The organism is Acinetobacter sp. BWR-L5, from assembly GCF_039655985.1.
In the GTDB taxonomy this organism is placed as follows: domain Bacteria; phylum Pseudomonadota; class Gammaproteobacteria; order Pseudomonadales; family Moraxellaceae; genus Acinetobacter; species Acinetobacter johnsonii.
Genome location: NZ_JAGFEV010000002.1, coordinates 67810 through 79395 on the forward strand (window position 1 = coordinate 67810; position 11586 = coordinate 79395).

The 11586-nt window shown below is 41.1% G+C and carries 15 protein-coding genes; 11 read left to right on the forward strand and 4 right to left on the reverse strand.

The features are described from left to right. Nucleotides 1-68 precede the first annotated feature (68 nt). From JZ787_RS03850 to JZ787_RS03900, 11 genes are all read left to right on the forward strand, one after another. The gene (locus JZ787_RS03850; RefSeq protein WP_004983068.1) at nucleotides 69-734 is read left to right on the forward strand and encodes an RluA family pseudouridine synthase; all 666 of its coding nucleotides are present in this window, start codon (nucleotides 69-71) and stop codon (nucleotides 732-734) included. A gap of 277 nt (nucleotides 735-1011) precedes the next feature. After that, on the forward strand, nucleotides 1012-1968 hold the full coding sequence (locus JZ787_RS03855; protein ID WP_168158248.1) for a DUF5660 family protein: 957 nt from the start codon (nucleotides 1012-1014) through the stop codon (nucleotides 1966-1968). Between the two features lie 150 nt (nucleotides 1969-2118). After that, nucleotides 2119-2505, forward strand: a complete 387-nt coding sequence (locus tag JZ787_RS03860; RefSeq protein WP_004695219.1) for a ribonuclease E inhibitor RraB — start codon at nucleotides 2119-2121, stop codon at nucleotides 2503-2505. A 171-nt stretch (nucleotides 2506-2676) separates the two neighbouring features. Next, on the forward strand, nucleotides 2677-3123 hold the full coding sequence (locus JZ787_RS03865; RefSeq protein ID WP_010327413.1) for an SRPBCC family protein: 447 nt from the start codon (nucleotides 2677-2679) through the stop codon (nucleotides 3121-3123). Between the two features lie 58 nt (nucleotides 3124-3181). Next, entirely contained in the window at nucleotides 3182-3532 is a 351-nt protein-coding gene (locus tag JZ787_RS03870) for a DUF488 family protein (protein ID WP_346311714.1), read from the forward strand. Nucleotides 3533-3711: 179 nt separating this feature from the next. Next, a complete protein-coding gene (locus tag JZ787_RS03875; RefSeq protein WP_004695225.1) occupies nucleotides 3712-4050 on the forward strand; it encodes a zinc ribbon domain-containing protein YjdM in 339 nt (112 codons plus the stop codon). Between the two features lie 140 nt (nucleotides 4051-4190). Further along, complete coding sequence (locus JZ787_RS03880) at nucleotides 4191-4556, forward strand: 5-carboxymethyl-2-hydroxymuconate Delta-isomerase (RefSeq protein WP_005400282.1); 366 nt, start codon at nucleotides 4191-4193, stop codon at nucleotides 4554-4556. Between the two features lie 233 nt (nucleotides 4557-4789). Then, nucleotides 4790-5125 carry a YegP family protein gene (locus JZ787_RS03885; protein ID WP_004695228.1) on the forward strand — a complete coding sequence of 112 codons (336 nt, stop codon included), beginning with the start codon at nucleotides 4790-4792 and terminating at the stop codon, nucleotides 5123-5125. Nucleotides 5126-5235: 110 nt separating this feature from the next. Beyond that, nucleotides 5236-5682: a nuclear transport factor 2 family protein gene (locus JZ787_RS03890; RefSeq protein ID WP_039889976.1), complete on the forward strand. Its 447-nt coding sequence runs from the start codon at nucleotides 5236-5238 to the stop codon at nucleotides 5680-5682. Nucleotides 5683-5779: 97 nt separating this feature from the next. Next, nucleotides 5780-6184 carry an NUDIX domain-containing protein gene (locus JZ787_RS03895; protein WP_346311715.1) on the forward strand — a complete coding sequence of 135 codons (405 nt, stop codon included), beginning with the start codon at nucleotides 5780-5782 and terminating at the stop codon, nucleotides 6182-6184. A gap of 39 nt (nucleotides 6185-6223) precedes the next feature. Further along, a complete protein-coding gene (locus tag JZ787_RS03900; RefSeq protein WP_346311716.1) occupies nucleotides 6224-7279 on the forward strand; it encodes a DUF1176 domain-containing protein in 1056 nt (351 codons plus the stop codon). Here the strand turns inward: JZ787_RS03900 and JZ787_RS03905 are convergent. The 4 genes from JZ787_RS03905 to ccsA form a co-directional block, all read right to left on the reverse strand. After that, nucleotides 7276-8211 (reverse strand): tRNA-dihydrouridine synthase, encoded by a 936-nt coding sequence (locus tag JZ787_RS03905; protein WP_201952309.1) that lies wholly within the window; start codon nucleotides 8209-8211, stop codon nucleotides 7276-7278. The genes JZ787_RS03900 and JZ787_RS03905 overlap by 4 nt on opposite strands. A 63-nt stretch (nucleotides 8212-8274) precedes the next feature. Beyond that, nucleotides 8275-9861, reverse strand: a complete 1587-nt coding sequence (locus tag JZ787_RS03910; protein WP_346311717.1) for an ATP-binding cassette domain-containing protein — start codon at nucleotides 9859-9861, stop codon at nucleotides 8275-8277. 456 nt (nucleotides 9862-10317) lie between these two features. Continuing rightward, the gene (locus JZ787_RS03915; RefSeq protein ID WP_346311718.1) at nucleotides 10318-10680 is read right to left on the reverse strand and encodes a hypothetical protein; all 363 of its coding nucleotides are present in this window, start codon (nucleotides 10678-10680) and stop codon (nucleotides 10318-10320) included. Nucleotides 10681-10717: 37 nt separating this feature from the next. Next, nucleotides 10718-11527: a cytochrome c biogenesis protein CcsA gene (gene ccsA, locus JZ787_RS03920; RefSeq protein WP_010327405.1), complete on the reverse strand. Its 810-nt coding sequence runs from the start codon at nucleotides 11525-11527 to the stop codon at nucleotides 10718-10720. Nucleotides 11528-11586: the final 59 nt, after the last annotated feature.

Genomic DNA, 11586 nt, shown 5'->3' on the forward strand with positions numbered 1-11586 from the left:
GGTGAATGATTGACAGCAGAAACACAGCTTGCTATTTTTCGCGCTCGCTTTTGTATGCTGTTATTCCTATGGCTCTAAATGACAACTTTATATATTCACCGCCCCAAGAAGACTTGGTGATCGTTTATGAAGACGATGATTTGGTGGTAATTGAAAAGCCTGCGGGCTTGTTGTCTGTACCGGGGCGTTTACCAGAACACCAAGACAGTGCCTATTTACGGGTTTTAGCCCAGTATCCACATGCCAAAATTACCCATCGTTTAGATATGGCGACCTCGGGGATTTTAATGTTTGCCAAGCACCGCGATGCCGAAGTGGCCGTCAGCAAAATGTTCCAAGCCCGCACGGTGGACAAACACTATATTGCTTTAGTTCAAGGCCAGTTGGATGCCGAAGGCAGTGTTGAAGTACCACTGATTACTGACTGGGAAAATCGACCACGGCAGATCGTACACTTTGAGTTGGGCAAACCTGCAAAAACACTGTATCAAGCACTTAGCTATGATACTGAGACCGATATTACGCGAGTTTTACTGACCCCGATTACGGGGCGTTCACATCAGCTTCGTGTGCATATGCAATATATTGGACATCCAATTACAGGGGATAAGTTATATCACCCTGAGCCGACACGAAGTCCATTAAAACGTATGGCTTTACATGCCAGTTTTCTAGCCTTTCAGCAGCCTTTAAGTGGACAATCGGTCGCGATTCATGGGAGTGTGCCATTTTAACTGTGTCACACTTTATTTATATTCTGAGAAATACTTAAAATTTGGGATATCGGGCAGTTTAAAAAACCGTTAGCGTAAGTTGTGTAAGTGCAGTTTTATCCAGTGTGCTTATCTTTGTTGAAATTAACATTTGAGTTTGGCTTTTTAGCCATGATCACGACTGATTGAAATTGAATGAAAATATGTTTGTCTGTTCCAAGGCTTACTGTTCGAGTTTCATGTGTTCTTACAGCGGAGTCTTTAAAAGAAAAATGACGTTCCCTTAGGGAGATAGGCCATGCTTTATGTATTCGCTGTCATTCTTGTGCTGCTGTGTGCGGTTATATGCTGGCAAAAAATACACAGCCTTGCCCAAAAAAAGAAGATTGAATCCTTAGAAATCAATTTAGAGCGCAGTCGAAACAGTTTAGAAGTTTATGAACAGCAGCAAAGTGAATTACAACATCGGCTGACCAGTTTAAGAATTGAGCTTGGAACACTCAGACAACGTAACGAAACATTGAGTCCTTACCAAGAAATTATTGATGTTGAGCACTATGTTATTGAACGGCACAACCAAGTGGAATTGTTTGCTGAAACGGTCAAATTTGATGCTGAACAGATGCTTAAACAATGTCGGCAGCGCATCGAAAAAGTACATCACTTCTTAACAGAGTATGAGCGTAAGGCCAAAGAAATGAGCATGCTGCGCGCCAGAGAAAAACTGGGTGCTTTTTTTCATATGGCTGAAGAACGACAACATCTGGCTGAAATATCAAAGGCCTTACATCATAAGATTGAAACCTACAGCCAGAGTTATCAACTGCCTTCGGAGCAGTTATTAGATGAACTCATCGAAGGCTATGGGAAAACAGATGCGGCCTGTCATTTACAAAAAATCCGGCAACAAGTGATTTGTGCGGTTGAGCAAAACGACGTTGTGAACTGCGCCTTTATGGATGAGAATCGGCGATTATCGATGATGGTTTTGGTTTCACAGTTGTTTAATACGAAAGCAGACTTATATTTACAACGTGTGAGCAAAGACAATCTTGGCCTTTTGATTCAAGCTTTGCAGGATGATTTTATCCTGATCAATCACTATGGTGTAGCTTTCGGTCATACTCAGATACAAGAGAGTTATCTGGCTTTACGCTTAGAAGAACTTAAATTTGCAGCCTTATTAGAAAACTTAAAAAGCAGTGATTTACAGTTTCAAGCGGACATTTTAGTTGAAGATCGGGTTTTACAATAACGCGGTAAAGTCTGCGTGAAGTAAAGTCTAAACAACCTTCGAAAAATCAGATGTAACTGCTATAAAAATGAGCAAAATATGCTATGTTGAAGTCACTATTTTGTCACTTGCCAACGATATATTGGCTAAAAAGATAACAAGGACATACGCATGACACGTGATTATGAATTATATCCAGATGATGATAACGGAAATGTACTTTGGCAAATGGCTGAGGATGGCGACGACCTATCTGAACCGCATGAAATAGAATATTCGATTGCCTTTCAAGAGCAGTCACAAGCAGAAAAGTGTGCGTTGTATTTATTACAAGAAGAGCAAAAAATCACTTTGTTTGTCGATGAAGAAAGTGATGTATCTGAGTGGATTATTACCATTTATGTGTATATGGAACCTGAGTATTCAGACATTGTTGACTTAGAACAATGGTTTACTAAAATTGCAGAACAGTTTGGTGGTGAATATGACGGCTGGGGCTGTATGGCCTATGTCTATGACGACGAAGATGATGAGGACTATGAGCAAGGTCAAGCCTAAGAAATGGTCAAAGTTAAAGCATGTTGAAAAACATGCTTTTTTTGTTGGTGGGTAGAAAAAGACAGCAGGCCACGTTTGGCTATTTAAAAAAAAGATGCACAAAAAAAATACAGTATGTGGGTTTGAGCGTTTTAAAATAAATCTGAATATTTGAAAAGAACGAGAAAAATCATGTCAAATAGCGTCCAATTACACCGCGTATTTAGTGCACCCGTCGAGCGCGTCTATCGTGCTTTTACCACTGCAGATGCATTAGTGAAATGGATGGCACCACACGGCTTTACCGCACATGTAGATCAGTTTGATTTGCGAGAAGGTGGTCAATATCGCATGTTTTTTACCAACTTCAGTACAGGCATGCAGCATTCATTTCATGGCACTTATCATGAAATCGTTGAAAACAGTTTATTACGCTATACCGATGAGTTCGATGTACCTGAACTAGCAGGAAAAATTGAAGTGCGTGTTGAGTTTAAAGAAGTATCTGTCGGTACAGAGGTTCATATTACGCAGTCTGGTTTACCCGATGTGATTCCTGTCGATGGCTGTTATCTGGGCTGGCAAGAGTCATTGCAACTCTTGGCTTTTTTAGTGAATCCAGACATTCCCGATGAATAGTGCATTGTCATCGTTGAACAATAGAATAAGTTGCATAAAAGAATAAAAGGAGTTTTGCATGCCAATACGCATGAAGCGGATTTATGCGCCTATTGAGGCCGAGGATGGTAAACGGGTTTTGGTCGATCGGTTGTGGCCACGAGGGGTATCAAAACTTGAGGCCAAAATAGATGAATGGCCAAAAATTCTCACGCCATCCAATGAACTACGGAAATGGTATCACCAAGATATGGTGGCACACTGGGATGAGTTTAAAGTCCGTTATATGAAAGAACTGGAAGCACATCCCGCCGAGTTAAATGATTTGCGCCAACTGGCAGTGCGTGAGCAGATCACGTTACTCACCGGAGCCAAAGAAGAACAGCATAACCACGTGGTGATTTTGAAGCAGTGTTTGGAACAAAAGTAAGTGTTGAGCTGATGCTACTACAGGGAAAATTTATATTTCCCTAGGCTTTATTTGATCCATCCTGTGACAAAGTTAAAGCCTTAAAAGAAATATGTGTTTCGCATCGTTTTCGTCTAAAAAATGCTATATTGGCGTTTTGAGCAATGTGAATTGCTTATTTTTTTATTTTTGAGGTTTTTATGTCTTTACCCAACTGCCCAAAATGCCAGTCCGAATATACCTATGAAGATGGTGACTTGCTGATCTGTCCTGAATGTTCAAACGAATGGAAAGAGGGAGAAGCAACAGAAGAAGTGGTAGCAATCAAAGATGCCAACGGCAACTTACTTGCTGACGGCGACACGGTAACGGTGATTAAAGATTTAAAAATTAAAGGTTCGTCATCGGTGGTGAAAGTCGGAACCAAAGTGAAAAATATTCGTTTACTGCCAGATGCCGCAGATGGTCATGATATTGACTGTAAGATTGACGGTGTCGGTGCGATGAAACTGAAATCTGAGTATGTGAAAAAAGCCTAATGCGCTGAGTTTGCAGCTTGAGATTAAAACGGAGTCAATTGGACTCCGTTTTTGTTTTTTAGCCATATTGAAAAGACATTTAAGCGTTGAAACACTAGCACAGCATGCTATAAAGATAAAAACCTGTTGAAGTATACGTTATGCCACATATCCACCTTGAATATTCAGACAATATCGACACCCTTGAAGTTAAGCCGATGTTATTGGCGTTAAATCAAGCTTTGCTGGATGGTCAGTTTGTACAATCGGGCAATGACATCAAAAGTCGTGCCATTCGACAGTCCGATTTTGTGATTGGGGTAGAAGGCGATGCGCAGGCTTATTTGCATGCCAAAGTATCTTTATTAAGCGGACGAGATGAAGCCACCAAGTGTGCCATTTCGAGCCAATTACTTAAAACCTTGCAGCAAAACTTTACCGCTCCTCAGGATTTAACGGTACAAATTTGTGTAGAAATTATTGAAATGCCAAAAAGCAGTTATAGCAAATTGGTATTAAAAGCATAAAATTAGGAAGAGTGCCAAACCGTTTATTGGGCCGATATCGCGTGTCATTTAAACGGTTTGTGGCTGTCATGCGTTATTCATATAGCGCTGTTATCTTAAAAAAATAAAATTTGGGCTGGTAGTAAATGCACTTTTTTTTATAAAAGAAGTCATTTATATTTTATGAAATTGGATGATTTTTTATTCGGTTTTGGTGGATCTACAATCACTTTAAAATAACAATAGGTGAGCTTATGTCAGGATGGTACGAAGTAAGTCAGGCAAATGATGGCCAATATCGCTTTGTTTTAAAAGCGGGAAATGGCGAGGTCATTTTGACCAGTGAACTGTATAAAGCAAAAGCATCAGCACATAATGGAATTGAGTCGGTGCAAAAAAATAGCCCCGATGATACGCGTTATGAACGCTTAGAAGCCAAGAATGGCAAACCTTATTTTAACTTAAAGGCTGCCAATCATCAGATTATTGGTACCAGTCAGTTTTATGCCAGTGAGCAATCCCGAGATAAAGGCATTGAATCGGTCAAAAACAATGGTTCAAGTACCACGATTAAGGATTTGACGACTTAAGATCAGATTACATATTTTGCTTGTTTTAAGAATTGAAGAAAACCGCGTGTTTGCTATGGATGGCGCACGCGTTTTTTTATGCAGTTTGATTTGTAGTGTGGGAGTGCGATGTGGATTTTCGATTAGTTGGAGATGAGCATGCAGGGCATGAAATTATCTTCAAACTCAAACAATGGGATGATGCCATTTGTAAAATGGATGTACAAAATATCATTCGTCTTTGTCAGAGTGATGTCAGCTTGTTTGATATTGGGTTTGAGCTGCAAGGTGTGCAAGCCTATCAAGAATTGTGGAGACGATATGCCCCATTTTTTCAGGGGGAAATCAAAGTGTTCAGGCGTAACATCAATATTTTTAGTCGTGACGGTTTAGCTTTTTTACATTGTTATTCTAAATTGGATCATGCCAGTGGCGTTGCAACCCCAGAGATTCCTTGGTGCAGAACCACGCTATGTTTTCAAAAAACGGCAGGTGAGTGGTTGGTTGCCCATCAGCATATTTCGGTGCCTGTGGACTTTGAAACTAAAATGTCAAAGCCGATTTATTTTCCAGACTGAGTTCGACTAAAGCTTTAGATTGGCACAGATTGAGCCACCTCCGTTTTGCTGAGCTATGTTTGAATAGCAACATGAACAACTTAAGAAGAAGGTATCTATGGCATTTCAAGACTTTTACCGACTGAGTTCTCATGCGGTGCTGACCAATGATGCAGGACAGGTTTTATTACTGAAAGCCAATTATGCCGATCAGGCTTGGGGGCTGCCCGGTGGAGCCTTGGATATGGGAGAAACGATTCATCAGGCTTTGCAGCGTGAGTGCCAAGAAGAACTCGGTTGTCAGGTTCAGATCGATTATTTATCGGGGGTGTATTTTCATTCGGCAGTGACCTCGCATGCCTTTATTTTTAGATGCCATTTGGCTGCATCTGCTGAGATCAGGCTCAGTGATGAACATACGGCCTATGCTTGGTTTGATTTAGATCAGCTGTCGAAGGTACAACGGATACGTGTTGAAGATTGTTTAAATTATTTAGGTATCGTGCAAAGCCGAAGTTTTTGAGTGCAAAATTAAAATTCCTCTGAAGTGGAGTGAGTGCATATGTTGAATAATAAGATCATAAAACGAAATAGTCCCATTATTGGTGTGTTGCTGATGAGTGTCTTGAGCCAGTTGACTCATGCTGAAACGGGTAACTATTTTATGCATAAAGACTGGGAGCTTGCCTGTGATAATACGGGTATGTGCCGCGCGGTGGGTTATCAAAGTGATGCTCAGTTTGGTCATCCAGTTTCATTACTGATTTCTCGTCCCGCAGGTGCAGGCAGTGCGGTACTCAGCCAAATTCAAGTGGCTGAGGAGTTTACGCAGGATACTGAAGCCAATTTAAACGTAGGAGGAACATCTCTGGGGAGCCTGACCTTCGATGCCAAGAAAAGTACTGCGAAACTGTCCAGTGCTCAAAGTGCGCAGTTGCTAAAGGCTTTGGTGGGTGCGGAAGATATTCGTCTCACGACCCAAGCACAGCAATGGCAAATTTCAACTGCTGGGGCAAATGCGGTTTTGCTCAAAATGGATGATATACAAAAGCGTGTAAATACACCGAACGCGGTATATCAAAAAGGCAATCAGTCTGAGCAAAATGTTCTACAGCCCAAAGCCATCCCTAACATTGGTATTACGGGATATCGACCTGCGGTTGCCAGCCATTTTGCCGTGGACAGTAAAAATGCCCATCAACTCTTTAAAAAGTTAAAAGCAACAACAGATGAACAAGACTGTCCAAATCTCTATGAGGCACGTTTTTTTGAGGAAGATCGGGTTTCAGTCTATCCGCTGAATGCGGAACAAGTGGTGGTTCAAGTGCCATGCTGGCGTGGGGCGTACAATGAAGGTCTAGGCTACTGGGTTATGGACAAAGCATTACAAAAGATTCAGCAGCAAGTCACGACATCAGGCTCAAGTTTTAGTGAGGCGCAGATTTTCTCAGAGCAAAAAGGTCGGGGTATTGCTGACTGTGGTATTCGTTCAGAGTGGGCTTGGAATGGAAAGGCTTTTGTCCTCAGTTATCAGGCACAATCGCAGCAGTGCAAAGGCTTTGCAGGTGGTGCATGGAACTTACCCACTTATGTGGCGATCGTTGCGCGAACGGATTAAGTCGCGCTTGCGTTTAGTTTAAGAATAATGTCATCTAGCGGCTTGATACGTTTGACTTCATCCCAGAGGGCTTTGGCTTCAGGATAGTGTTTAGACATCATGCCAAGCCATTGCTTATAACGTCCGACCATATTCATTTCTTTTTTATAGCCGCCGTTTAAAAAACGGATTTGTAAGGTCAGTAGCTCATTCCATGTCAGCAAAGGTGTGTCGATATTTTGACGAATACATTGGGTCAAATCGGGTGTGGTCACGGCACCACGTCCAATCATCAAATCTTCACAGCCAGACTCTAAGCGACACTGTTTCGCATCTGCATTGTTCCAAATTTCTCCATTGGCAATCACATTGATTTTCAATGCTTCACGAATCGGGCGGAGCTGATCCCAAAAAGCGGGTGGGGTATAGCCATCGGCTTTGGTACGCGCATGCACGGTAACCCATGCTGCACCTGCATCTTCAATGGCATGAGCATTGTCCAGCATATAATGTCTGTCCATATAGCCTAAGCGCATTTTTGCAGAAACAGGAATATGTGCAGGAACCGCATCACGTACTGCTTTGACCAGTTCATGCACCACTTCTGGCTCATCTAAAAGCACCGAGCCACCACGGTGACGGTTCACGGTTTTGGCTGGACAGCCAAAGTTCATATCAATGGCAGGCGCACCGAGTTTCACTGCACGGATGGCATTGGCAGCCAACATTTCAGGGTCATTGCCCAAAAACTGCACATGCACGGGTGTTCCTGCAGCCGTTTTTCCGCCATTGAGTAATTCAGGGCAATACTGGTGGTAAATATGATCGGGTAACACCGAATTGGTCACACGGATAAACTCGGTCACACACCAGTCGAAGCTACCTACAGACGTGAGCACATCACGCATGATTGGGTCGGTTAAGCCTTCCATTGGTGCAAGAATGAGTTTCACAGCGGTGTCACCAGTTAAATTTGAGAAACGGTGTTATACGCAAATCCGATCACGCTGTCTAGTCTAAGGTGTTTGGGTTAAATCGAAATAGTTTTCAATCTGTGTCTCCTCGATAAAGGCATCATCATGCGAAACTAAAATAACCGCCCCTGTAAAATCGCGTATAGCCTGTGCCAACAGTTGTCTTGAGTTGATGTCGAGATGATTTTCGGGTTCGTCCAGTAACAGTAAGTCCACAGGCTGTGCTGCGAGACTGATACACAGTAAAGCGACTTTGAGTTGTTCACCGCCACTGAGTAGTGAGATGGGAAGCAGAGCCTTATCTCGTCGAATTCGAAGTTGCCCCAATTGATTCCGACACTCCTCATCGGACAAAGACGGATTCAATAATTGTAAATTGTGTACCGCATTCAGTTCTGGATTCAGTAGGCTAAAGTTTTGATCTAAATATAACGATGCTCCTCGCTTGAAAATGTCTCCCGATTGAACATGACTATGATTTTGAATGGCACGAAGTAGGGTCGACTTACCTGAACCATTTTGGCCGCGCAGTTGGATTTTTTCTCCGTTGTGTAAGGCGAAAGAAATAGGCGAGATAGAAAGTGCTGCTAAACCCACTTCTTTCAAACGAAGAATTTCACCTGTTTGTTTAGGTTGAAAATGGAAATCAAACTTTTGTGACTTAATCTGTTCTAGTTGCTGCTGTTTGTTTTTGAGCTCATCTTGCGCTTGTTCCTTTTGGCGAAGTTGTTGCTGCGCGACTCCCGATAAGGTTTGACTCGCACGTTCTTTTTTAAAGTCGAGTAGGATTTTGGCTTGAGAACCAGAGCTTCGTAATTTCTTCCCAGACTTTTGCCTTTTCTGAGCTTTCATGCGCTGCTCATGCTGTTGGACTTGTAATTGTTTTAGTTCGCGTTTCTCTTGCGAGATATTGTGTTGTAGTGCCTGCTGTTGTTGCTCTGCTTGTGACTGATACTCGGCATAGTTGCAACGGAAGTGTTGTAAACCAAAATCATTTAAAACATAAGTGTTGGAGATTTGATTTAACAATGTGCGGTCGTGGCTAATGACTAAACAGCCCGCAGGATGCTGAAAGATTTTTTGACTTAACCATGCACGACTTGCATGGTCTAAGTGATTACTGGGCTCATCAAGAAGTAAATAATGCTCAGTTTGTAAAAAAAGGCGACACAGTGCCAGTTTGGTTTTCTGACCTTCACTCAGTTGAGAAACTGGGCTAGATAGATTTGTAGGTAAGTTTGCACTTTCTAGCAATTTCAACCATTCAGTGGGTTGATGCCATGCATGTTCGACGCGGTCATAGTCTTCAAAGCTCGCAGTCGATTGTTCAATACGTTGAAAACTTGCATGTAAGTCAGCAATGTTAAGGGCTTCGGCAAGTGTACAGTTGCTTAAACGCTCGAGCTGACTTAAGTAGGAAAATGGCATACGCCAAATCACTTCGCCACTCGCATAATTGGGCATGTGCGCTTGAGTGAGTAGCGACATTAATATTGATTTGCCTTGACCATTGCGTCCGATCAGAGCTGAACATTGGGCAGCGGGCAATTCAAAGTTTAAATGCTGAAAAAGTGGTTCATGAGCAAATTGAACGCTGAGATTTTTTACAGTACAGGCCTGTTGGGTCATTGAAGACTCCTTTATACAGGACATACAAAATAAATTTTTATAGAGATATAGAGCAGTAAATAAGTTTATTTTGCACGTCAGAAAACACATAAATTAGATTTGACGGAAAATAAGACTTACTTCATTGGCGTTACTCTAAAATAGAAGAATGGGGGATATTTAGCCAGTATAGCAGGTGGATAAAAAATCATCCATTTTATTATCTTTCTTCTGTATTTAAGGTTTATCGATCAGTGCTATTGGTTAGGGAATATTTCATACACTAGTCGAAGCTTCCTGTAGATGTGAATACAACCCGCACGATTGGTTAAGTGAGGCTTTTGTGAGTGCGTGGATGAGTTTTACAGTGCTGCTATATGTTTTTAGTAGGGATGAGAAGCAATAGAGAACTAAAATATTGTAGGGTAGTTGGGGGAGTTTTTAGTGTTATTTTACATAAGCTCTATTCTGTAAACTTTATGGAAAATTATTAACTTTTTTCATATTTGTTAGAATTTTTATAGTATCCATATAGGCATGAATGTAAGTATATTCATAACAAATTTTTTCCCCTTGCTTTATTTCTCCAGAGTATTTTATGTTCTGATGCACATCAAATTCAGGATCAAAATTAAATTTATCTATTTCCTTTTGATTATTCTGTATTACAAAATACTCCTGACTAAATCTAGCTTTTGTTGACTTAATGCCCAACAAGTAGCCACAATTTTTAATTTTATTTGTTGAGTTTATTGCAGAATCTAATTGTTTTTTATGAAAAAAATCGCTACAAACCCATGTGATTAAAGTGAATGCAAATGCTACAAAGAAAAATTTCATTATAAGTTTAATTTTCCTAAAGTTAACATAAAAGACTTTATCGACCTAAAATCATTTCCAACACAAACTTAGATCCGATAAAACCGACAGCCAACAAGAAGAATCCAATTAAGGTAAAACGAATCGCTTTTTGACCGCGCCAACCAAAACGGTAATGTCCGATGAGCAAAGCCCCATACACAAACCAAGAAATAATACTAAAAGCGGTTTTATGTGCCAGATGTTGGGCAAAAAAGTTATCGATAGTAAAGAAACCAAACACCAACGCCACGGTCAGTAAAAGAAAACCCGTTTTAATCAAGTCAAATAGTAAAGATTCCATCGCTTGAAAAGAGGGCAGTAAGTTGACCCAAAAGCGTTTCTTCTGTTTGTTCTTTAACTCTCGATCTTGGAACCATAAAATCACGGCTTGTATGGTCGCCATGAGTAGCACTGCATAGGCCGACAGCGACAAAATAATATGAATATCTAGGCCCAATGAGCGTTGTTCAATAAATTGGGTAGACTGGCTAAAGGCAAAACCTAAAATAAGTCCTGTAGCAGCCACAGGAATGCCAATCAGATTCAAAGCTAGAATTGGACGATAAGTGCTATAGAGCAGACTAAGTAATAGCATGAGCCCAGATGTAAATGACATTAAGACAAAAACGTCATAATTCACTCCCATCGGTGTGAGCATGTCATGGTACAAAACAGTGGCATGTAGCAATAAGCCTAAGCCTAAAATAATGCCAATAAACCAATGGTTTGGATCACGTTTAGCCATTAATTTGAGAAACAAATACCAAAAAGAGGTGGTATAAGCGACTAATGCTAAGATGGTGTAAACCAAGGGCAGGCTAATCATGTCAAACCTTTTTCAGGATGATGAATATTCATTTATATAAATTCGGTGCGAACTACAGT